The 20887-nt window shown below is 64.8% G+C and carries 21 protein-coding genes; 12 read left to right on the top strand and 9 right to left on the bottom strand.

The annotated features are described in order from the left end of the window. Positions 1–1009 (top strand): potassium transporter TrkG (locus J5J83_RS11795; protein WP_212349318.1); only part of this gene is annotated, 1009 nt, incomplete at its 5' end. 32 nt (positions 1010–1041) lie between these two features. On the opposite strand, the gene J5J83_RS11790 is transcribed toward J5J83_RS11795, so the two are convergent. Both J5J83_RS11790 and J5J83_RS22985 read right to left on the bottom strand, forming a co-directional pair. Then, a complete protein-coding gene (locus J5J83_RS11790; RefSeq protein ID WP_212349316.1) occupies positions 1042–1740 on the bottom strand; it encodes a response regulator in 699 nt (232 codons plus the stop codon). Then, positions 1737–2960: a DUF4118 domain-containing protein gene (locus J5J83_RS22985; RefSeq protein WP_249115697.1), complete on the bottom strand. Its 1224-nt coding sequence runs from the start codon at positions 2958–2960 to the stop codon at positions 1737–1739. The genes J5J83_RS11790 and J5J83_RS22985 overlap by 4 nt, the downstream gene beginning before the upstream one ends. Before the next feature lie 194 nt (positions 2961–3154). On the opposite strand from J5J83_RS22985, the gene J5J83_RS11775 reads away from it, so the two are divergent. Continuing rightward, positions 3155–3961, top strand: coding sequence for a sulfite exporter TauE/SafE family protein (locus J5J83_RS11775; RefSeq protein WP_212349314.1), 807 nt, complete (start codon positions 3155–3157; stop codon positions 3959–3961). Positions 3962–3997: 36 nt separating this feature from the next. Here the strand turns inward: J5J83_RS11775 and J5J83_RS11770 are convergent, their stop codons facing one another. Then, positions 3998–5116, bottom strand: a complete 1119-nt coding sequence (locus J5J83_RS11770) for a substrate-binding domain-containing protein (RefSeq protein WP_212349312.1) — start codon at positions 5114–5116, stop codon at positions 3998–4000. A 99-nt stretch (positions 5117–5215) separates the two neighbouring features. On the opposite strand from J5J83_RS11770, the gene J5J83_RS11765 reads away from it, so the two are divergent. Then, on the top strand, positions 5216–6040 hold the full coding sequence (locus J5J83_RS11765) for an extracellular solute-binding protein (RefSeq protein ID WP_212349310.1): 825 nt from the start codon (positions 5216–5218) through the stop codon (positions 6038–6040). A 95-nt stretch (positions 6041–6135) separates the two neighbouring features. Then, positions 6136–6777, top strand: coding sequence for an MBL fold metallo-hydrolase (locus J5J83_RS11760; protein WP_249115696.1), 642 nt, complete (start codon positions 6136–6138; stop codon positions 6775–6777). A gap of 71 nt (positions 6778–6848) precedes the next feature. Here the strand turns inward: J5J83_RS11760 and mscL are convergent, their stop codons facing one another. Together mscL and J5J83_RS11750 are read right to left on the bottom strand one after the other, a co-directional pair. Then, positions 6849–7277, bottom strand: coding sequence for a large conductance mechanosensitive channel protein MscL (mscL, locus tag J5J83_RS11755; protein ID WP_212349308.1), 429 nt, complete (start codon positions 7275–7277; stop codon positions 6849–6851). Between the two features lie 103 nt (positions 7278–7380). Continuing rightward, positions 7381–8001, bottom strand: coding sequence for a trimeric intracellular cation channel family protein (locus J5J83_RS11750; protein ID WP_212349306.1), 621 nt, complete (start codon positions 7999–8001; stop codon positions 7381–7383). A 129-nt stretch (positions 8002–8130) separates the two neighbouring features. On the opposite strand from J5J83_RS11750, the gene J5J83_RS11745 reads away from it, so the two are divergent. The 6 genes from J5J83_RS11745 (at position 8131) to J5J83_RS11720 (ending at position 13588) form a co-directional block, all read left to right on the top strand. Further along, entirely contained in the window at positions 8131–9105 is a 975-nt protein-coding gene (locus J5J83_RS11745) for a nitronate monooxygenase (RefSeq protein ID WP_212349304.1), read from the top strand. A gap of 160 nt (positions 9106–9265) precedes the next feature. Continuing rightward, entirely contained in the window at positions 9266–10135 is an 870-nt protein-coding gene (locus tag J5J83_RS11740) for a branched-chain amino acid ABC transporter permease (RefSeq protein ID WP_212349303.1), read from the top strand. Beyond that, positions 10132–11106 (top strand): branched-chain amino acid ABC transporter permease, encoded by a 975-nt coding sequence (locus J5J83_RS11735; RefSeq protein WP_212349301.1) that lies wholly within the window; start codon positions 10132–10134, stop codon positions 11104–11106. Before J5J83_RS11740 ends, J5J83_RS11735 begins: the two co-directional genes overlap by 4 nt. Positions 11107–11170: 64 nt before the next feature. Further along, positions 11171–12331: an ABC transporter substrate-binding protein gene (locus J5J83_RS11730; protein ID WP_212349299.1), complete on the top strand. Its 1161-nt coding sequence runs from the start codon at positions 11171–11173 to the stop codon at positions 12329–12331. Between the two features lie 46 nt (positions 12332–12377). Beyond that, positions 12378–13001: a flavin prenyltransferase UbiX gene (locus tag J5J83_RS11725; RefSeq protein WP_212349297.1), complete on the top strand. Its 624-nt coding sequence runs from the start codon at positions 12378–12380 to the stop codon at positions 12999–13001. Continuing rightward, positions 12998–13588: an LON peptidase substrate-binding domain-containing protein gene (locus J5J83_RS11720; RefSeq protein ID WP_212349295.1), complete on the top strand. Its 591-nt coding sequence runs from the start codon at positions 12998–13000 to the stop codon at positions 13586–13588. Before J5J83_RS11725 ends, J5J83_RS11720 begins: the two co-directional genes overlap by 4 nt. A gap of 57 nt (positions 13589–13645) precedes the next feature. On the opposite strand, the gene J5J83_RS11715 is transcribed toward J5J83_RS11720, so the two are convergent. The 3 genes from J5J83_RS11715 to mutY all read right to left on the bottom strand — a co-directional run bounded on the left by J5J83_RS11715 (position 13646) and on the right by mutY (position 16337). Beyond that, positions 13646–14617, bottom strand: a complete 972-nt coding sequence (locus J5J83_RS11715; RefSeq protein WP_212349293.1) for a D-glycerate dehydrogenase — start codon at positions 14615–14617, stop codon at positions 13646–13648. A gap of 135 nt (positions 14618–14752) precedes the next feature. Next, a complete protein-coding gene (gene trxC, locus J5J83_RS11710; RefSeq protein ID WP_212349291.1) occupies positions 14753–15190 on the bottom strand; it encodes a thioredoxin TrxC in 438 nt (145 codons plus the stop codon). Between the two features lie 79 nt (positions 15191–15269). Further along, positions 15270–16337, bottom strand: a complete 1068-nt coding sequence (mutY, locus tag J5J83_RS11705) for an A/G-specific adenine glycosylase (protein ID WP_212349289.1) — start codon at positions 16335–16337, stop codon at positions 15270–15272. Positions 16338–16493: 156 nt separating this feature from the next. Here mutY and J5J83_RS11700 point away from each other — a divergent pair, with 156 nt between their 5' ends. Then, entirely contained in the window at positions 16494–16991 is a 498-nt protein-coding gene (locus J5J83_RS11700) for a flavin reductase family protein (protein ID WP_212349288.1), read from the top strand. A 28-nt stretch (positions 16992–17019) separates the two neighbouring features. On the opposite strand, the gene hypF is transcribed toward J5J83_RS11700, so the two are convergent. After that, the gene (gene hypF / locus J5J83_RS11695) at positions 17020–19386 is read right to left on the bottom strand and encodes a carbamoyltransferase HypF (RefSeq protein ID WP_212349286.1); all 2367 of its coding nucleotides are present in this window, start codon (positions 19384–19386) and stop codon (positions 17020–17022) included. 463 nt (positions 19387–19849) lie between these two features. Between hypF and J5J83_RS11690 the strand changes: the two genes are divergently transcribed. Next, a complete protein-coding gene (locus J5J83_RS11690; RefSeq protein ID WP_212349284.1) occupies positions 19850–20884 on the top strand; it encodes a porin in 1035 nt (344 codons plus the stop codon). Positions 20885–20887: the final 3 nt, after the last annotated feature.

The following is a 20887-nucleotide window of genomic DNA, read 5'->3' as shown; positions in this document are numbered from 1 at the left end:
GCCGCTGCTGGGGATTGGCGGGCGGCAGGTGTTCAAGGCCGAAACGCCGGGACCGATGAAGGAGTCGGGCCTGACGCCGCGCATTGCAGAGACCGCAAAGGGTTTGTGGACCGTCTATGCGATGCTGACCGTGGCCTGCGGATTCTCGCTGTGGTGGGCTGGAATGAAGCCGTGGGAGGCGGTCATCCATGCCTTCTCCATCATGGGGCTGGGCGGGTTTTCGGATCGCGACGCCAGTCTCGGCGGATTCAACAGTCTGCCCATCGAGCTGGTCACGATGACGTTTGCGCTGCTGTCGGGCGTGAACTTCGCGACCCATTATGTGGCCCTGGTCCGACGCAGCCCGCGCGCCTACGCGCTGGATCCCGAGGTGCCGTGGTTTTTCGGCACGCTGGCGGTCACGATCATTGGCCTGACGATCTATCTGCTGCAGTTCCACGTCTATGACGACATGCCGACCACGCTGCGCTACGTTGCCTTTCATGCGATTTCGCTGGCGACGTCGCTCGGGCTGGCTACCTACGATTACACCCTGTGGCCGATGTTCGCGCAGATCTGCGTGCTCTTCCTGAGCAGTTTCGCTGCATGTTCGGGGTCGACGGGCGGTGGCATCAAGATGATGCGTGCAATCATCCTCTACAAGCAATCCTATCGCGAGATCATGCGCTCCCTGCACCCCAGTGCCGTCCTGCCACTGAGGCTGGGGCGCCAGGCCGTGTCCGAAAGTGTGCTGCACGCGGTGCTGGCATTCAGCTTCATGTACATGGTCACCATCGTGACGCTCACCTTGCTGCTCGCAGCCACCGGGCTCGACCTGATTACCGCGTTCTCCGGTGTGGTTGCTTGTCTCAACAATGCGGGGCCGGGTTTGGGCGAGGTCGGGCCGGCGTCCAACTATCAGGCACTGACCGACTTTCAGACCTGGGTGTTGAGTTTTTCGATGATTCTCGGACGGCTGGAGATCTTCACGCTGCTGGTCGTGCTCACCCCAACCTTCTGGCGGCGCTGAACGGCCTCGTCCGGCTGCATGGCAACAGACCGTCAGGGCACCAGGCGATAGCCGACGCCCGACTCCGTCAGTATATGGGCCGGAAAGGCTGGGGTCCGTTCGAGTTTGCGCCGCAGCCCGCCCATATATACCCGCAGGTAGTGATTGCGTTCGACGTGGTTCGGCCCCCACACCGCAGTGAGCAGCTGGCGATGGGTCAGTACGCGTCCGGTGTGTGCGATGAGATGGCACAGCAACTTGAATTCGATCGGTGTCAGATGCACCGGTTCGCCATGGCGCGTCACCCTGCGTTGCACCAGATCGACCTCGATGTCGCCGAAGCGCACGCTGTCCTGCCTCTCTGCAGGTCGGAGCGAGCGCCTCAGCAGCGCCCTGACCCGGGCCTGGAGCTCCGCGATGCCGAAGGGCTTGGTGAGATAGTCATCAGCGCCGGCATCGAGCGCGGCGACCTTGTCGTGCTCGTCACTGCGGGCCGACAGTACAAGCACCGGCATCTCCGACCAGGCGCGCAGCGATGCCAGCACAGCGAGTCCGTCCTCGTCCGGTAGGCCGAGATCGAGGATGAGCAAATCGGGCACGCGTGCACCCAGTTCGATCCGCGCCCGCGCGGCACAGTCCGCATCGCTGACCACGCAGGTGGCCGCCTCCAGCGCGGTGCGCACGAAGCGGCGAATGCCTGCCTCGTCGTCCACGACGAGTATGGCTGGCGGGTGGGATCGGGTTTCTTTCATTCTTCGAGTTCCGGTGACAGGGGCGGCGTCGACAGCGGGAGGTGCAGATTGACCCGGACGCCACCACCAGGCGGGCTGTCGATGTTCATCGTGCCGCCATGCGCTTCGATGATCGCGCGTACGATGACGAGCCCCAGTCCGGTACCGGCGGGCGGGCTGCCTGCCGCGGGCAGCCCGGGGCCATTGTCGCTGACCGCAAGCGTGAGCGTATTTCCCGTGGCGACCGCGCCAACGGTGATCTGGCCGCCACAGGGGGTGTGATGCGCCGCATTTTCAATCAGATTGCACAACACCCGTTCCATCAGCACCGGGTCCAGTTCGACCAGCGGAAGACTGTCCGGCAGTGCGAGGGTGAGCTCATGCGCGCCGATCGCGGCGCCTTGCGCGCGCAGGGCGGCGCCGACGACTTCTTCGATCGGCAACCATTCGCGGCGCAGCGTCACTGTGCCCGATTGCAGGCGGGCGAGATCGAGCAGGTCACGTGCGAGGGCGTGGATGCGCAACGCTTCGGTGCGAATGGCGTCGGCCAGCTCCGCCTGCGAAGCGGGCAGGGGAGGGCCGGCAAGGGGCAGGGATTCGGCCAGCCCCGCAAGCGCCGTCAGCGGCGTGCGCAGATCGTGCGACAGTGTTGCCAGCAGCGCACTGCGCATGCGCTCCGCTTCGGCTTCGACGCGGCGGCGCTCAGCCTCGGCCTGATAGTGCACGCGCTCGAGCGCTGTGGAAAACAGACTGGCGTAGGTCTCGCGCAGCGATTCGGGGGCATTCCCGTCCAGCGTGAATACGCTCTGCGCTCGCAATGCGCCAATTTCTTCGGCGCTGACCGCCGCCGACAGGGCCTGGGCGGTTCCGCAAAGCAGGCGGGCTTCCCGGCCACGCGTCTCGGCCGCGTCGCGCTGTTCGCCGAGACGGGCGGCCAGCGCTGCAGTGATCAGCGCTACTGCCAGCAGCACCGCGAATGTCAGCAAGTACTGGAAATCGCTGACGGCGAAAGTGAAGTGGGGGTGGACGAAGAAGAAATCAAACAGCGCAACCGACAGAAAGGCCGCCAGCACGGCTGGGCCCCGCCCCAGACGGACCGCCGCGACCAGGACCACCAGCGGAAACAGCATGGCGACGTTGGCGAGATCGAAGGTGCCCAGTAAAGGGGCGCCGACGGCGGCGACGGCGCCAACGGCCAGCGTCGCGACGAAATAATCTCTCCAGCGCGGACCGCTTGGCATGAGTGGGTGAGCGTGCTGTTCCATGGCGGAACTTTAGCGCGAAGATGGGGCGGTCGGCACAGTGGCGGCGCGGCACTATGGGTTTGGCCACCCTGCGCCGATCGCGTCGGGTCTTGCGTCATGCGGACGAACTGGCCACCATTCCGCCTTTGCGGCGATGACCGTCATCGCCGCGCCTTGGGACAGTAGCCGGAATGGAATTCGACCTGTGGTGGTTCGCGTATCTCTTGCTGGGCGCAGTGGTCGGTTTTTTTGCCGGTCTGCTTGGCGTCGGTGGTGGTGGCATCATGGTGCCGATGCTGGCGACATTCTTCGTGGCGCAGGGTTTTGCGCATGAGCAGGTGATGCATCTGGCGTTGGGAACATCGATGGCCGCCATCGTCCTGACCTCGGTATCCAGCCTGCGTGCGCATCATGCGCGCGGTGCGGTGCGCTGGCGTATCGTGCGCCTGATCACGCCGGGCATCCTGCTCGGAACCTTCGGTGGTACCTTTGTCGCATCGCGGGTCGATACCGTACCGCTGGCGATCTTCTTCGTCTGTTTCATGAGCTACGTTTCGGTGCAGATGCTGATCAACGCCAAGCCCAAACCGTCGCGCGAACTGCCGGGTGGCGCCGTGACGACGCTGGTGGGCGTGGGCATCGGTGCGGTGTCGGCGCTGGTGGCGATCGGCGGCGGCTCGCTGTCGGTGCCCTTCATGACCTGGTGCAATGTCAAGGTCCAGCACGCCATCGGCACCTCTGCCGCGATCGGCCTGCCGATTGCGGTGGCCGGTACAGTGGGTTACCTGATCAATGGCTGGGGCGCTGCCGGAACACCGCCGCTGTCCCTCGGCTTCATCTACCTGCCCGCCTTGCTGCTGGTCAGCGTCGTCAGTGTCTTCGTCGCGCCGCTCGGAGCAGGCCTGGCCCACCGTCTGCCGGTGGCGACGCTGAAGAAGGTTTTTGCCGGGGTCCTGATGCTGTTGAGCGCCAAGATGCTGTACTCGCTGTTCGCCTGATCCGGGCATACCGACCCATCTCGTTGAAAGGCGGGGTCAGGGTGCGGCGTCCGGGGCGGGGTGGCGCGGGCTGCGATAGGTCCACCAGGGTAATACCGCGCGCATCGACAGGATCTCGCCGCTATGTGAAGGCTGATAGCCGGCGAGCCCCGCCAGGCGGGATTTCCATGCCTCGGCCCGCAGCAGCGACAGCAAGGTGGTGACCGCAGGGCGATCGAGTTCGGATTTCAGGCACGCCAGGTGATAGTGCTCTTCGGCCAGCGGAATGAAGTCCAGCCCGCGTGCCCTTGCGGTCGCCTTGATGCCTAGCCCTGCGTCGGCATGCCCGGAGGCGACCGCCTGGGCCACTGCCGCGTGAGAAGGTTCGGACTGCGCATAGCCGTTGATGGCGTCTGCGGGAATGCCTGCCTGCGCCAGCAGTTCGTCGAACAACACCCGGGTGCCGGTACCGAGCGTGCGATTGGCAAAGCGTGCCTTGCGTAGGCGCAGGTCGGCCAGCGAATGCAGTGCCAGCGGGTTGCCGCGTGCGACGATCAGGCCTTGCGTGCGCAGGGCAAAGCCGATCAGCTTATGCAGGCCGGGGCGCAGCAGCGGTTTGTAGGTGCGCTGAGCCAGGCTGCCGGCGCCGACGCCGACCAGGGTGTGAAAGCCCGCCATCATGCAACGCCCCTCGTTGAGCGCGCGGATCGCATCCACACTGCCGGTGTAGCGGATGTCGAGATGCAGCCGATGCGTGGGTTGGCGAGCCTGTTCCTGCAGTGCGGCAAGCGCTTCGTCATGGCTGGCGTACATGGTCAGGACATGGGCAGTGTCGTCGAAGGCGACGGCATAGGCGCGTTCGAGGTCGGCCCGCAAGGCCTCGATCTGCGGCAACAGCCTCGCCTGCGCCTGGCGCTCGGCCCACATCAGCTTGGTGCCGAACTCGGTCAGGCGGGCCGCCTGCCCTTTGTCCCATACGATCATGCTCTGCCCGAGGTTTTCCTCCCAGCGCCTGAGTTCGCCCCATACATGACGATAGGATAGTCCGAGCTGCTTTGCCGCAGCCGAAATCGAGCCGCTTTCGGCGACAGCCTGCAACAGGTCGATCAGTGGATTGCGCACCCGTGCCGGGCTGGAGTCGGTACCGATGGTGTAGTGGAAGTTGATCCTATGCACGACGCTTCATATTGATGTTAGTGATATGGGCGCTTACGTTACTCCAAATCACGCACGGTCGTCGTTTGCTGCGACCGCTTATCCGCATGGAGGAGTCTCATGAAATTGTCAGGCCCGAGCTTTGGTGGCACCCGAAAGGCATGTGTACTGGTGGCACTGCTGTCGATATTTTCGACTGCTTCGGCGGAGTCCATCGTCATGGCCTCCACCACCTCGACCGAACAGTCCGGTCTTTTTTCCCACTTGCTGCCGGCTTTCACCAAGGCCACCGGCGTGGACGTCAAGGTTGTGGCGCAAGGTACCGGGCAGGCGCTGGAGACAGGCCGTCGCGGCGATGCCGATGTGCTGTTCGTGCATGACGCCGCCGCTGAAGAGAAGTTCGTCGCCGAAGGCTACGGGGTGAAGCGCTTTCCGGTGATGTACAACGACTTCGTGCTCATCGGGCCCGAGGCCGACCCCGCCGGCGTGCGCGGCAAGGATATCGTCGAGGCGCTGAAGAAACTGGCTGCCGCAAACGGCAGCTTCGTCTCCCGCGGCGACAAGAGCGGTACCAATGCGGCCGAACTGCGCTACTGGAAGCTCGCAGGCAGCGAGGCCAGCAAGGGGAGCGGTTACAAGGAATGCGGTTGTGGCATGGGGCCGGCGCTCAACATGGCGGCTTCGTCCGGCGCCTACGTGCTGGCTGATCGCGGTACCTGGCTCAACTTCAAGAACCGGGCCGACCTCAAGGTGCTGGTCGAGGGCGATTCGCGGCTGTTCAACCAGTATGGCGTGATGGTCGTCAACCCGGCCAAGCATCCGCACGTGAAGGCCGCCGAGGCGCAGAAGTTCGTCGACTGGGTGGTGTCACCGGCAGGGCAGGCCGAAATTGCCAGCTACAAGATCGGGGGTGAGCAGCTGTTCTTCCCCAACGCGGGTCAGTAAGGCGGCAACCTGCGCACGGGACAGGCCGGGCATGGCCGTCCGCTGCGCCGGACGGGGTATCATGGCGGTCCGGCTTTTTCCTTTATCCAGCCAATATGATCGACGTCCGCATTGTTCCCGTTACGCCTTTCGAGCAGAACTGCAGCATTATCTGGTGCGACAAGACGCGCAAGGCCGCAGTAGTCGACCCCGGTGGCGATCTCGACCGCATCCATGCCGCGGCCAAGGTGCTTGGCGTCAGTGTCGAGAAGATTCTCGTCACCCATGGTCACATCGATCATGCCGGCGGCACTGCGAAACTGGCGCGCGAACTCGGTGTGCCGGTCGAAGGGCCGCAGGAAGAAGACCGCTTCTGGCTCGATGGCATGGCGCAGCAGAGCAGGATGTTCGGTTTTCCCGACGTCGAAACCTTCACCCCGGATCGCTGGCTACATGACGGTGATACGGTGACGGTGGGGGAGCAGACGCTGAAGGTGATCCACACGCCGGGGCATACACCCGGTCATGTGGTATTCGTGCATCCCGAATCGAAGCTGGCGCTGGTCGGTGATGTGCTCTTTGCCGGCTCCATCGGGCGTACCGACTTTCCGCGTGGCGACCATCAGACGCTGATCAATTCCATCCGCAACAAGCTTTTTCCGCTGGGGGACGACATCACCTTCGTGCCCGGACACGGGCCGACCTCGACCTTCGGTGAGGAGCGCGAGAACAATCCTTTCGTCGGTGCCTACGGCTGATCGGCAACCTCGAAAACAAGGCCTTCCCGCGACACGCTTGCGTGTCGCGGGAAGGCCTTGTTGTTGCGTGTTCAGCTACGCTGCTTGAGCGCGTCGCGGATTTCGCGCAGCAGCTTGATGTCTTCCGGCTCCGGCGCCGGCGCGGGCGGGGGGGCAGGCGGTTCTGCGCGCTTGAGCTTGTTGATGGCCTTGATTGCGATGAAGATGGCAAATGCGATGATCAGGAAGTTGATCGAGGTATTGATGAAGTTGCCATATTTGATCAGCGGCGCCCCGGCTTTTTCTGCCGCGGCCAAGGTGTCGAAGGACTCGCTGCCGAGGTTGATGTACAACTGGCCGAAATCCACGCCGCCGATCAGCCGGCCGACAACCGGCATCACGATGTCCTTGACCAGGGAGTCGACAATCTTGCCGAATGCGCCGCCAATGATCACGCCGACGGCGAGGTCGATGACGTTGCCGCGCATGGCGAATTCCTTGAATTCCTTCATCAGGCTCATGGGCTGACTCCTTTCGGGTTGAGGCGCACTGGGTTGGGTGGAATCGCTACCTTAACGGGATATTCTCGCGAATGCTACTGCGGAATCACCCCCGCGCAGCGTCTCAACTCTTGGCGACGAAAACCGGTAGCCGCCACTTGAACCGGAGGGCGCACAAGCGGATGACGAGCACCAGTGTCGCCCCCGCCAGTGCGGCCCAACCGGGACTCACGCCCGCCTCGAGCAATGCCAGCAGCAGCAGTGCGCCCGCCCACGACGCGGTGGCATAGAGTTCGGCAGTAAATACCAGCGGCACTTCGTTACACAGCACGTCGCGTACGATGCCGCCGAACACGCCGGTGATCACCCCCATCAGGCTGGCGACCAGCCACGGTGCCCCCATGGCAATGGCGGCCTGGGTGCCGGACACGGTAAACAGCGCGAGGCCCAGCGCATCCGGGAGCAGGAACAGCCGCGGCGGCAAACGTACTACGCGTACGACGGCAAAAGTGGCGAGACCGGCGACCATGGCGGCAATCAGGTTGCTCTGGTCGGCAATCCAGAACACCGTGCGGTCGAGGAGGATGTCGCGCAGCGAGCCGCCGCCCAGCGAGGCGGCCAGCGCGACCACCACCATGCCGAAGAGGTCGAAAGGTTTGCGCCCGGCATCGAGTACGCCGGCTGCGGCGTTGACAGCCACGCCGGCGATGCCGATGCCGTAGAGGAGCGGTTCAATTGATTGCATGGGCGTGGAGGATATCATTTCCAGTTGATTCAAACGGGCGTTTGAATCAAGGTGACGGCATGTTAGAGTGTGCCGCATCATCAGGCGCGGCCTTGCGCGCCCGGACTATCGATAACATGAGGAGACCGCATGCCGATTCCCGCATCCTTTCGTGGCTTGATGACCGTGCCGGCGATTGCCGCGCCGATGTTTCTGGTATCAGGCCCCGAACTGGTCATCGCCACGTGCAAGGCCGGTGTCGCCGGCACCTTTCCTGCACTCAACGCCCGGCCGGCAGCGCAACTGGAGGATTGGCTGAGCAGGATCGACGCCGCCCTCGCCGAGCACCGCACGAACAATCCGGGCGGACCCTGCGCTCCGTATGGCGTGAATCTCATCCTGCATGCGTCGAATGCCCGCCTGGAGGAGGATCTGGCCACCATCGTCCGGCATCGGGTGCCCTTTGTCATCACCAGTCTTGGGCACCCGGGTAACGTGGTCAAAGCCGTACATGCGTATGGCGGCCTGGTGTTTTCCGACATCGTGCATGCCTACCATGCGAAGAAGGCGGCTGCCGCGGGCGTCGATGGCATCATCGCGGTGGCCAGCGGAGCCGGCGGTCATGCCGGCACCCAGAGCGTGGTGAGTCTGATCCGCGAGATCCGCGGGTTCTGGGATGGCGTGCTGATTGCCGCCGGAAGCATTTCGGACGGTGCTTCGATACGTGCGGTCGAGGTGCTGGGGGCCGATTTCGCCTACATGGGGACACGCTTCATCGCCACCCGCGAGGCGATGGCGCAGGAGGCGTACAAGCAGATGGTGGTCGATTGCGGTCCTTCGGATGTGGTCTATACGGATGCGATCTCCGGCACCAATGCGAACTTCCTGTGGCCCAGTCTCGAGAAGGCAGGATTCGCGCGCAGCGAGCTGGCGCAGGGCCACGGCAAGGGCAAACTGCATGATCTGGCGGACGAGGCGCGCGCCTGGCGCGACGTATGGAGTGCGGGGCAGGGTGTGGCCAACATTCACGACATTCCGAGCGTGGCCACCCTGGTCGAGCGGCTGGTGGCCGAGTATCGCGAGGCCTGCGGCATGCCGCCGAGCGCGGCGCTGTGTAGCCGGTAACCAGCGCCGGACCGGCGCCGGGGCGGTTTCGGCGGATGCCTGTGCCGCAGTCCCGGTCGTGCGGCAGTCCGTCGATGCCTGGACCCACCTATCGCGCGTTTTCCGCGCACGGTGACGGAAGTCATACGCGCGGGCGTCCGATGATCTATCCTTCGCGCCCATGCTATCACTGATTCAGGTCCTCACCAGCGGAATCGCCATCGGTTGCGTGTACGGGCTGGTGGCGCTGTCCTTCGTGTTGATCTACAAAGCCACCGAAACGGTGAGCTTCATGCAGGGCGAACTGTTGATGGTCGGTGCTTTCGCCGCGGTGGCGCTTAACGCAGGGGCAGGGTGGCCGCTGTGGCTGGCCGCGGCCACGGCGGTGGCAGGCATGGCCCTGCTGGGCGCGATGCTCGAACGCATCGTCCTGCGCCACGCCATCGGTCAGCCACACCTGGTCGCGGTACTGCTGACGTTCGGGCTGGGCCTGATCATGCGCGGCGGGCTGACGACCGTGCCGGCGGCAAGCCACGACATCTACCGCCTTCCCTTTGCCGACCGCGTGCTGCAGGTGGGGGCGCTCGCGTTGTCGTTCAGTCATGTGCTGGTGATCGCCGCCACTGCGGCGCTGGCCGTGGTGTTGGCCGTGTTCTTCCGACATACCCGCGCCGGACTGGCGCTGCGCGCGTGCTCCGAAAACGCACGCGTTGCATCGTTGATGGGTGTGCCGGTGGAGGCGATGCACACCCTTGCCTGGGCCCTTGGTGCTGGCCTTGCCGCGATCGCCGGTGTGCTGCTGGCGCCGATCACCTTCGTGCATCTCAACATGGGGCTGATTGCGCTCAAGGCCTTCCCGGCCGCAGTACTTGGCGGCCTGACCAGCTTGCCGGGCGCCCTGCTGGGCGGTGTTTTTCTCGGCGTGGTGGAGGCGCTTGCCGGTCTGGCCCTGCCCGAAGGCGTCAAGGATGTCGTGCCCTACGCGGTGTTGATGCTGGCGCTGTTTCTTTTTCCCGATGGCCTGTCTTCGGGCTGGCGGGGGCGGCGATGAGCCTGCTGCGGCCCGCACTGCTGAGTGTCGCCATGATTGCCATCGCCGTCGGTGTGCTGGGCGCCGACTACGCGCTTGGTCAGGCGACGCTGGTGACGACCTATGCGATTGCGGGGCTCGGGCTGGTGATCATCGTCGGTCAGGCGGGGCAGATCACGCTCGGACAGGGCGCGCTGGTCGCGCTTGGCGCCTATGTCGAAGCACTGCTGGCCGTGCGCGGCGTGCCGCCGCTGCTGTCGATGCCGCTTGCGGTGTTGCTCGGCGCGGCCGGCGGTGCGCTTGCCAGCGTGCCGGCGTGGCGCCTGGGGGGACTCTACTTTGCCATGAGCACACTCGCCTTTGCACTCATCGTCGAGGAGATGCTGGTGCGCTGGACCTCGCTCACCCGCGGTGGCGCCGGGTTGAGCGTGCCGGCCATGGCCTGGGGCGGACTGAAGGCGGATACGCCGCTTGAGCAGGTGGTGGTCAGTGTCGGTGTGCTGTCGCTGGTCTGGCTGGCTTGCGCGCGCTGGATGAGGGGGCGGCTGGGCCGTGCCTGGCGGGCGGTCCGCGAAGACGAGATCGCGGCAGCCGAGGCCTGCGGGATCGACGTCGGCGCGGCCAAACTGCATGCCTTCGTGCTCGGCGGCGGCCTGGCTGGCCTGGCCGGCGCGCTCTACGCGCACTGGATCGGGTTCATTAGCCCCGAGCAGTTCGGCCTGACGTTTTCCTTCGAACTGCTGATGCTGGTATTCATCGGTGGGGCACGCCGCCTGTCGGGTGCGCTATGGGGTGCGCTGGTCATCGTCAGCCTGCCACAGTTGATCGCCCTGGTGCGCGATGCGTTGCCGGGTGACTCGAGCAGAAGTGCGGGTCTCGAGACCATGCTCTTCGGCGCGGTGATCGTGTTGGCGGTGTTGCTGCGACCGCAGGGGCTGGCATCTGCGGCGGAAGGCGGGCGCCGTCGCGGAAGGGGCAGGGCGCCGTACTGAAAGCTGCGGTGGCGGTCGGCTTGGCGGATAATCGGGACTTCAGCCGCCCGTTCAGGATCATTCCATGCCCGTGTTTCGTGCCTTCGTCGCCCTCGTGATCGCTCTGTCGGCTCTCGTCGCTGCGGCCGCGACGCCGGGCGTCAGCGATCGCGAGATTGTCCTTGGCAGCATCCAGGATCTGTCGGGTCCTGCCGCAATGCTGGGTTCGCCCGTGCGTGACGGTATGCTCCTTCGCCTGGAGGAGGCCAACGAGGCGGGCGGCGTGCACGGGCGCAAGTTGAGGATGGTGCTCGAGGATAGTGGTTATGACCCCAAGCGCGGGGTGCTGGCCGCCCGCAAACTGCTCGATCACGACCAGGTATTCGCCTTTCTGGCGAATTTCGGCACGCCGGTGGTAATGGCCACCATGCCGCTCATCGTAGAGGCCGGTCGTCCGCACCTGTTTCCGTTCTCTCCCCATGAATCCACCTACAGTCCGCTGCATCCACTCAAGTTCCAGATCTTTGCGCCCTATCAGCGCTACATGGACGCGGCGACGCGCTACATGGTGCAAAGCCGCGGCTACCGGCGTACCTGTCTGCTCTATCAGGATGACGACTATGGTCTCGAAGTGCTCAAGGGCGTGGAGGCCGGTCTTGCGCGCGTGGGCCAGGCGCTGGTCGAGAAGACCAGCTACAAGCGTGGTGCCACCGATTTCTCCAGCCAGATCGCGCGTCTGCGTGCCGCGGATTGCGACTTCGTCGTGCTCGCGACCGTGGTTCGTGAAACCATTGCCGCAATGAGCGAGGCGCGCAAGACCGGATGGATGGTCGATATGCTGGTGACGGCTTCCGGGTATTCGGCACAGACGCACGAACTCGGTGGCATGGCGGTCGACGGGTTGTATGCGGTGAGCGTACTGCCTCACCCCTATGCGGCGGGCGCCAACCGGGCCCTGGCCGACTGGATCAAGCGCTACCGAGCACGTTTCGGCGTCGATCCGAACGTATGGAGTGCGATGGGCTACAGCATTGCCGATCTGTTCGTGCGCGGAGCCAGGGCGGCGGGGCGGGAACTCACGGTGGCGCGATTCGTCTCTGCACTGGAGCATCTCGAGACCACGCGCGATTTCTTCGGCAGCCCCGAGTATCACTTCAGCGGCGAGGATCACCTGGGCAACCGGTACGGACGCCTCGCGCAGATTCGCGACGGACGCTGGGTCATCCTCACCGATTACCTGAAATGACGGGCCCATCCGCGCCCGGCAAGCACTGTTACAGGATCCATTGTCCATGAGTACGCCACCTACCATCACCGTCGCCTTTACCGGCGCCTCCGGCATGCCCTACGGCCTGCGCCTGGTAGAGTGCCTGTTGCAGGCGGGGTGCCGGGTATGGCTGCTGTATTCGCAGGTGGCGCAGATCGTTGCGCGTCAGGAAATGGACTGGCATCTGCCCGGTCGCGCGGCGGAGGTGGAAACCGAGCTGAGCGGCCGCTTTGGCGCCGCCCCGGGGCAACTGCGGGTGTTTGGGCGGGAAGAGTGGTTCGCGCCGCCGGCGTCGGGCTCGAATCCGCCGGATGCGATGGTGGTCTGCCCCTGCACCATGGCTACGCTGGCCTCGATCGCGGCCGGACTGAGCCACAGCCTCATCGAACGTGCGGCAGATGTCGTCATCAAGGAGCAGCGCAAGCTGGTACTGGTGCCGCGCGAGACGCCGTACTCCGCCATTCATCTCGAGAACATGCTCAAGCTCGCACGTCTGGGCGTATGCATCCTGCCACCCAATCCGGGTTTCTATCACCATCCGAAGTCGGTGCAGGATCTGGTCGATTTCGTTGTTGCGCGGGTGCTCGACCAACTTGGTGTCAGCCACGACCTGATGGCGCGCTGGGGTGAAGAGGAGGCTGGCCGATGAGTGAGCGCCTGCCTCTGTTTCCGCTCAATACCGTCCTGTTTCCCGATGGCTTGCTGCCGTTGAGGGTCTTCGAGGCGCGTTACATGGATATGGTGACGTGCTGCATGCGTGAGGGCAGCAGTTTCGGCGTGTGCCTGATCGCCGCCGGACAGGAGGTCGGCGAGGCGGCTTTGCCGCATCCGGTGGGTACCGAAGCACGCCTGGAAAACTGGGACATGACCGAACCCGGCGTGCTGTCCATCGTCGTGCGCGGCGCGCGGCGCTTTCGAGTCGTCGGCCACGAGGTCGAGCGCGACGGTCTGCTCAATGGCGACGTGGAGTGGTTGCCGGCACTGCCTGTGCAGCCGGTGCCCGCCGCGCAGGCCGAAATCCTGCCGCTGTTGCGGATGCTGGCGGCCGAAGCCGGTGACCGCCTGCCGCCACCGCATCGGTTCGACGACGCGGCCTGGGTGGGGGCGCGCTACGCGGAATTGCTGCCGATCTCGGCATTGGCACGGCAGCGTCTGCTCGAACTCGACGATGTGCAGAGCCGGCTCGAAATCATGCAGCAGTATCTGCGCCAGCACGGTTTGTTGAGCCAGGGCTGAGCTTGCGTCGGAGCCGATTCGGCACGGATTGGGCTGCGGGCCTTGGCCGTCCCAGCCTCAAACGACGCGGTCGGGCGGTTCGTGACCGTCGAAGAATGCACTGACGTTGTCGACCACCCGCATGCCCATGCCCTCGCGGGTTTCGCGCGTGGCACTGCCCAGGTGGGGTAGCAGTACGACGTTTTCCATCTTCAGTAATGCCGGCGTGACCGATGGTTCGGCGGCGTACACATCGAGTCCGGCGCCGGCAATGGTGCCGCGCTGCAGCGCCTCCGCGAGCGCGATCTCGTCCACCACTTCACCGCGGGCAGTATTGATCAGGAAGGCGTGGGGCTGCATGCGCGCCAGGCGTTCGCGATCGATCAGGTGTCGCGTGTCGGCGCCACCCGGGCAATGCAGGGATACAAAATCCGATTGCGCCAGGACCTCATCCACCGTGTCGCACTGCTCGGCTTGCAGACCCGCGAGGCGCGCTGGCTCGACCCGGCTGCGATTGAAGAACACAATCTTCATGCCGAAACCGTGGTGTGCGCGAACGGCCACTGCGTGAGCAATGCGGCCCATGCCGATGATGCCCAGCGTTTTGCCGCTCAGCCGGGTGCCGATCATGTGGGTCGGGCGCCAGCCCTTCCATTGTCCGCTGCGCACTTGACGTTCTCCCTCGCCGGCGCGGCGGGCGACCATCAGCATCAGCGTGAGCGCGAGGTCGGCCGTACAGTCGGTGAGCACGTCCGGGGTATTGGTCACGCACAGTCCGAGCTCACGCGCGGCATCGATGTCGATATGGTTGTAGCCCACGCCATAGCTGGCGAGCAACCTGCACCGCAGGGGCGCCGCCCGCAGCAGGCCGCCGTCGATGCGGTCCGACACCGTGGTCAGCACCGCATCGAACCCGGTCAGCGCATGCCGCATCTCTTCTGCGCTGAACGGATGGTCGTTGGCGTTCAGGGTGACGTCGAAGCGCGCCTGCAGCGCCTGCTCGACGGCTTCCGGCCAGCGCCGGGTAACGATGATTCGGGGCCTGCGCATGTGAGCTCCGGTCCAGGATTCGATGACTTGACGACGAGGTCGATCGCGGCGCGCCGTCAGGTCGCACGATCGACCGCGCATCGAATGTAGCACTCGCGGCCGACGATGCAAGCGCCGCTGCCGTGGAAGGCCGGCTCAGCCCGCGTGCGTCCGGGCCCAGCGCACGATGTCGGTCGCGCCCATGGCGCCGGCCTGGCGCGCGACCTCCTTGCCGTTGCGAAACAGGGCGAGGGTCGGAATGCTGCGGATGCCGTATTGGGCACCGATTGCCTGTTCGGCTTCGGTGTCGAGCTTGGCGACGCGAAAATGCGGTTCCAGCACGCGCGCCGCCTCGGCGAAAGCCGGCGCCATTGAGCGGCATGGGCCGCACCACGGAGCCCAGAAGTCGACCAGTACCGGTATGTCGTTGCGCTGGAGGTGGCGGGCGAAGTTCGCCGCACTGAGTTCGAGCGCTTGCGCTACGAAGAGGGGGCGGTGGCATTGCCCGCAATTGGGGTGTTCCGTCAGACGTGCTGCGGGCACGCGGTTGATGGCGTTGCAGTGGGGGCAGACGAGATGAATGGCATCGGACATGGCATGCGACCCGGGGTTGTGACAATGCACACAAGGTGGTGCCGCGGCCCGAAACTTCAAGCCTCGGGGGCTCGCCCGCCTATCCGCCCGCGGCAAGCAGGTCCTGCATCGCCATGCGCTCGAGAATGGTGCGTACCGGTGTCGGCAATGCGGCGCTGGCCGTGTCCGAGAGCGGCAACCACTGCATGCCGTTTCCGTCGCACGCCCGCGCAGGCTGCGCGGTGAGTTCCAATCGCCATGGCTGCATGTCGAGGATGAAGTGGGTAAAGGTGTGCGTAAGCGGCGGTAGCTGAATGCCGGGGCGGGTTTCCAGGCCGAGATGACTGTGCACCCAGGCGGACAGCTCCGTCTCGTGTTCGGGCACTTCCGGCAGGCTCAGCAGCCCGCCCCAGATGCCGGTCGGAGGGCGGCGTTCGAGCAGGACAGCGTCGCGATCGACGATGACCGCAACGCGAACGCTGCGCCGGGGAACGGCCCGTCGCGGCCGTGGGCTCGGCAATGATGCGATGCGGTTGCCAAGGCGGGCGAGGCATTCGTCGGCCAGCGGACAGCGCTCGCAGGCGGGCTTGCCGCGGGTGCATACGGTGGCACCGAGGTCCATCTGGGCCTGTATGTAGCGCCCGATGCTGTCATTTGGCAGCAGCGATTCAGCCAGCGTCCACAGTCGCGACTCGACCGCCTTCTCACCTGGGAAGCCCTCGATGCCGAATACCCGGCACAATACGCGTTTGACGTTGCCGTCGAGGATGGCGACGCGCTCCGCGCTGGAAAAGGCGGCGATTGCGGCGGCAGTCGACCGTCCGATGCCGGGCAGGGTGACGATCTGCGCCGCGCTGCGCGGGAAGGTCCCGCCGTGCTCGCGCATCACTTGCTGTGCGGCGCGATGCAGATTGCGCGCCCGGGCGTAATAGCCGAGGCCGCTCCACAAAGTCATCACTTCGTCCACCGGCGCAGCCGCCAGTGAGGCCACGTCGGGAAAACGTTCGATGAAGCGGGTGTAGTACGGAATCACGGTGCTGACCTGGGTTTGCTGCAGCATGATCTCGGACAGCCAGATACGGTAAGGGTCGTGTCCACCCTGCCAGGGCAGGTCGTGGCGACCGTGGTGGCGCTGCCACTCGATCAGGCGGCGGGCAAAATCACTCATGTTGGGTGCGTTATCCGGTGTTACTGTTATGGTGACATGCTCGGGCATGCGGCGTTTCCGCACCGCGATACTCGACGTATGCGTCGCTCGCGGCGATAATCCGCCGCCTGATCAAATTCTTCCGGGTGTGGCTGGCGCCGCGCCAGAGGCCGTTCCATGTCCCAGACCACCCCCGCAGACGAAGACTTTACGCGCAGTTTCCGCAACGCCCTCGGCATGTTCGCGACCGGCATCACGGTGGTCACAATGCGTGCACCGTCCGGAGAACTGATCGGGATCACGGTCAATTCGTTCAACTCGGTGTCGCTGGATCCGCCCCTGGTGGTGTGGAGCCTGTCCAGCAACCTCCCCAGCCGTCCGCTGTTCGAGGCCTGCGAATATTACGCGATCAACGTGCTGGCCGCCGATCAGGAAGCCGTCTCGCAGCGCTTTGCCAGCCGAATGGGTGATCGTTTCGCCGGTCTGGGCTTCGATCACGGTCTCGGTGGCGCGCCGCTGCTGCACGGTTGCTGCGCCCGTTTCGAGTGCCGCAATACCACGCGTCATGCGGGTGGCGACCATGTGGTGTTCATCAGCGAAGTGGTTCGCTTCGAGCGCGCTGCCGCGGATCCGCTGATCTATTTCGGTGGTTCCTACCGCCATCTGTCGCCCTGAGCATGGCGTGGGGGCCTGTCGCCCGGGCTCAGAACTTGCCAGCGCACAGTATCTTGCGGGCGACGTGGGCCTGCCCGAGTGACAGGCTGCCATCATTGGGCGGAACCTGACGCGCTTCGAGAACATCGAGTCCGCGCGCGGCAAGTCGCCTGGCGAGATCGCGCGACAACACCCTGTTGACGAAACAGCCCCCCGCGAGCGCGATGGTCCGGATGCCGGTCGCGGTAACCGCATCGAGCGCCCATGATTCGAGCGCCGCAGCCAGCGTGGTGTGAAACAGCGCTGCCCCGCGTGCCGCATTGCGCTCGTCGGCGAGTCGGGCGAGCAGTGGCAGCAGGTCCAGCGTGCGTTCGGCGTCGATCCTCCAGCCGTCATGCAAGGGCAGGGTGGGGCCGAAGCGCGTTGCCAGGCTTTCCATGCGCATGGCTGCTTCGGCCTCGTACCCCATGCGTTCGCAGATGCCGAGCAGCGCAGCCGCGGCGTCGAACCAGCGCCCGAGACTCGTCGTCGGCGGGCAGAGGCGGCCGGCGTCGAGCAGGTTTTCCAGCCGCCAGGCGGCGTCCTGCCGGTGAAAACGGATGGCGATCTCGTCGCCCCTGCCCAGCAGGTGAAGAACGGACGAGGCCATGCGCCAGGGCTCTCGCATGGCCAGTTGTGCACCGGGCTGGCGCAAGGGGGCGAGGTGGCCGAGCCGACTGAATTCGGCGCCATCGACCATCAGCAGTTCGCCGCCCCAGTCCCGACCGTCAGTGCCCAGGCCAGTGCCGTCTAGGGCAAGCCCCAGCACCGGGCCCGAGTGGCGATTCTCTGCCTGTACCGCGGCAACGTGAGCATGGTGATGTTGAACCGGGAAGCAGGGGATGCCGAGACGTTCGGCCAGCGCCTCCGCACTGTGCGTCGATGGAAAATCCGGATTGAGGTCGTGCGCCACGGCCGACGGCGTCAATGCCAGGATGTGCTGCAGGTGTCCGGCGACGTCGTCCAGCGCCTGACAGGCATGCGCTGATTCCAGGTCGCCTACGTGTTGCGAGAGGAAGGCTTCGTCGCCGCGGGTCAAGCACAGGGTGTTCTTGAGCAGGCCACCGAAGGCCAGCACCGGTTCGCCCTTGCAAGCGAGTTTGAGCGCGCGCGGCGTGAAGCCTCTAGAGCGGCGCACGAACTGCATGTCAGCATCGCCGGCACGTACGGCAGGAAGGCTGCGCACGACCGAGTCGTCGCAACGCACCACGATCTCGCGGTCGTGGATCAGGTAGGCGTCGGCAATCCCCATCAGGCGGCGGGTGGCTTCCCGGTCGCCCGTCACCAGGGGTTCGCCCCCCGGATTCGCGGACGTACACACCAGCGCAAGGTCCGAGGCACGGTTGAGCCAGTCGGTGCCCGAGGGGCGACCCGCATGGTCGTGGAACAGCAGGTAGTGCAGGGGCGTGTATGGCAGCATGACGCCGATCCAGGCCAGTTCGGGCGCCACCCCATGCAGTTCGTGGTCGACCGACTCGCGCTTGTCGCACAGCACGACCGGGCGCTCCGCACTGTCCAGCAGCTTTTCGTCGATATGGTTCAATGCTGCCCAATGCCTCGCAGATGCGAGGCTGGACACCATGATGGCGAAGGGCTTGTCGTCGCGCGACTTGCGCTGTCGCAGGCGGGCGACGGCTTCAGGATTGCGCGCATCGCACATCAGGTGATACCCGCCCAGTCCCTTCACCGCGAGGATTTCTCCGCACAGCAGGCGCAGTAGCGCGTCAGCGACCGGGTCGCGGGTGGCGACGGTGATGCCATAGGCCTCGAGCAGACTCAGCTTCGGGCCACAGGCGTGGCATGCGTTGGGCTCCGCATGAAAGCGCCGGTGTCCCGAATCGGCATATTCGTCGGCACAGGCCGGGCACTGGGCAAAAGCGGCCATGCTCGTGGTGGCGCGATCGTAGGGCAGACTGCGGGCAATGGTGTAGCGCGGGCCGCAGTGGGTGCAATTGATGAACGGATAGCGCCAGCGACGATTCGAGGGATCGAAGAGCTCCCGCAGGCAGTCCGGGCAAACCGCACTGTCGTGTCCGATCGAGGTGGTGATGCCGCCGCTCTGTGACACACTGATCGTGAAGCCGCGATCGTTCGGGTCAAGCTCGCACAACATGCTTTCCATGCCGTCGATGCTTGCCAGTGGCGGTGCCTCGCCATGCAGGCGCGCGATCAGCGCGGAAATATTGCCGGTCGTCCCCTGTGCTTCGAGTTCAACGCCTGCGCCGTCATTTCGCACCCAGCCGCTCAAGCCCAACTCCTGCGCCAGTCGATAGACGAAGGGGCGAAAGCCGACGCCCTGAACAATGCCGCGAACCATGACCCGGCGGCGTTCGATGGGAGGGCGGATATGGGGAGCGGTGCCGGCGTCTTCGTTCATGTCACTTCCCGGTCAAATATGTGCGTGCCACCTGACCCTCGCTGCCGGTCCGGCCCGGCGACGCCCGGTCTAGGTCAATCGATATAGCTATCAACTCGTGCACCTTCACAATTCTGAAGACTAGCAGATTGCGTGCGTCCAGTATTGCGCGTTCCCGCCTGGCGCGCGGTTCGCAGGAAGTGGCAAGGTGACACGCCTTTGGTCTGCACTTGATTCCGCCGTCTTGCCGCGGTCGGCAGTGACCCGGCCGGAACTGTCTGCCCGCCCATTTCGGGCGCTGGTCGAGGGCGAAAAATCCTCATGTTGTGCTCGCGCAACACGGACTGCCTTTTAGGTACGGTTTTTCACGATGTCGCTTGCGTGAGGTGTGACTCAATGCTCAAAATCCACCCAACTTCTCGCATGAGAGGTAAGTCGGGCTCCAGCTTAGCTGCAGTCTCAACTTCAACTAGAGGAGAAACACATGCAAAAGAAACTGATCGCGCTGGCTGTTGCTGGCCTGATGGCTGCACCGGTCTTCGCTCAGTCGAACGTGACCATCTACGGTCGTGTCGATACCGGCGTCGTGAACTACGGCGGCGGCGATGCCGACAGCAAGACCGAAATGCCGAGCTACTTCCAGGCCCCCAGCCGCCTCGGCATCAAGGGTTCTGAAGATCTGGGCAATGGCCTGAAGGTCGGTTTCGACTTCCAGACCCGCCTGAACTTCGACAACAACACCCAGCTGACCCAAGCCAGCAGCGGTTCGCGTCGTGACGCGTTCCTGTACCTGGCCGGCAACTTCGGTACCGTTGCTGCTGGTCGTCTGACCACCCCGCAGGATTCGATCCTCGGCAAGGTTGATCCGTTCGGTTCGTCCGCCGTGACCGGCTACGGCCTGACCTGGACCAACGGTGCTTCCACCGCTGGCAATGACATCACCCGTCTGGATAACACCGTTGCCTACATCACCCCGTCGTACTCGGGTCTGGTGACCACGGTTGCTTACTCCAACGGCGCTACCGGCAACGAAGGTCCGGACAATCAGCGTACCGTGTTCGCGATCGCTCCGACCTACACCAACGGTCCCGTTTTCGTTGGTCTGAACTACCACCGCGCCGACGTGCGTGACGGTTCCGCCCTTGACGGTGCCAACGAGCAAGTCTGGGATCTGGCCGGTACGTACGACTTCGGCGTTGCCAAGCTGCACGCTGCTTACGGCCAGGACAAGACCGAAGTGTCCGGCACCACCGTGTCGAAGGTCAAGCAGTGGTTCATCGGTGCAACCGCTCCGGTTTCCGCCGCTGGCATGGTGCAAGTTGTGTACGGTCAGCAGAAGGACAGCGAAGTCGACAACAGCACGACCAAGCGTTGGGCTCTGGGCTACCAGCACAGCCTGTCGAAGCGCACGACTGCCTACGCTCAGTACGGCAACATCAGCTACGACGACAACTCGTTCGACGGCTACTCCAGCCAGTACGAGCGCGCCTTCGGTCTGGGCATCAGCCACACGTTCTAATCT

It is taken from the genome of Azoarcus sp. L1K30 (assembly GCF_018122735.1).
Taxonomy (GTDB): domain Bacteria; phylum Pseudomonadota; class Gammaproteobacteria; order Burkholderiales; family Rhodocyclaceae; genus Parazoarcus.
This window is presented reverse-complemented; position numbering and strand designations above follow the sequence as displayed.

What these genes read in the sequence shown, in the direction of transcription:
- J5J83_RS11700 (WP_212349288.1), top strand. Translation starts at nt 16,494, where the DNA reads ATGTCCCAGACCACCCCCGCAGACGAAGACTTTACGCGCAGTTTCCGC.
- J5J83_RS11760 (WP_249115696.1), top strand. Translation starts at nt 6,136, where the DNA reads ATGATCGACGTCCGCATTGTTCCCGTTACGCCTTTCGAGCAGAACTGC.
- J5J83_RS11775 (WP_212349314.1), top strand. Translation starts at nt 3,155, where the DNA reads ATGGAATTCGACCTGTGGTGGTTCGCGTATCTCTTGCTGGGCGCAGTG.
- mutY (WP_212349289.1), bottom strand. Translation starts at nt 16,337, where the DNA reads ATGAGTGATTTTGCCCGCCGCCTGATCGAGTGGCAGCGCCACCACGGT.
- J5J83_RS11765 (WP_212349310.1), top strand. Translation starts at nt 5,216, where the DNA reads ATGAAATTGTCAGGCCCGAGCTTTGGTGGCACCCGAAAGGCATGTGTA.
- J5J83_RS11790 (WP_212349316.1), bottom strand. Translation starts at nt 1,740, where the DNA reads ATGAAAGAAACCCGATCCCACCCGCCAGCCATACTCGTCGTGGACGAC.
- J5J83_RS11730 (WP_212349299.1), top strand. Translation starts at nt 11,171, where the DNA reads ATGCCCGTGTTTCGTGCCTTCGTCGCCCTCGTGATCGCTCTGTCGGCT.
- J5J83_RS11750 (WP_212349306.1), bottom strand. Translation starts at nt 8,001, where the DNA reads ATGCAATCAATTGAACCGCTCCTCTACGGCATCGGCATCGCCGGCGTG.
- J5J83_RS11725 (WP_212349297.1), top strand. Translation starts at nt 12,378, where the DNA reads ATGAGTACGCCACCTACCATCACCGTCGCCTTTACCGGCGCCTCCGGC.
- J5J83_RS22985 (WP_249115697.1), bottom strand. Translation starts at nt 2,960, where the DNA reads ATGCCAAGCGGTCCGCGCTGGAGAGATTATTTCGTCGCGACGCTGGCC.
- J5J83_RS11715 (WP_212349293.1), bottom strand. Translation starts at nt 14,617, where the DNA reads ATGCGCAGGCCCCGAATCATCGTTACCCGGCGCTGGCCGGAAGCCGTC.
- trxC (WP_212349291.1), bottom strand. Translation starts at nt 15,190, where the DNA reads ATGTCCGATGCCATTCATCTCGTCTGCCCCCACTGCAACGCCATCAAC.
- J5J83_RS11745 (WP_212349304.1), top strand. Translation starts at nt 8,131, where the DNA reads ATGCCGATTCCCGCATCCTTTCGTGGCTTGATGACCGTGCCGGCGATT.
- hypF (WP_212349286.1), bottom strand. Translation starts at nt 19,386, where the DNA reads ATGAACGAAGACGCCGGCACCGCTCCCCATATCCGCCCTCCCATCGAA.
- J5J83_RS11690 (WP_212349284.1), top strand. Translation starts at nt 19,850, where the DNA reads ATGCAAAAGAAACTGATCGCGCTGGCTGTTGCTGGCCTGATGGCTGCA.
- mscL (WP_212349308.1), bottom strand. Translation starts at nt 7,277, where the DNA reads ATGAGCCTGATGAAGGAATTCAAGGAATTCGCCATGCGCGGCAACGTC.
- J5J83_RS11735 (WP_212349301.1), top strand. Translation starts at nt 10,132, where the DNA reads ATGAGCCTGCTGCGGCCCGCACTGCTGAGTGTCGCCATGATTGCCATC.
- J5J83_RS11740 (WP_212349303.1), top strand. Translation starts at nt 9,266, where the DNA reads ATGCTATCACTGATTCAGGTCCTCACCAGCGGAATCGCCATCGGTTGC.
- J5J83_RS11720 (WP_212349295.1), top strand. Translation starts at nt 12,998, where the DNA reads ATGAGTGAGCGCCTGCCTCTGTTTCCGCTCAATACCGTCCTGTTTCCC.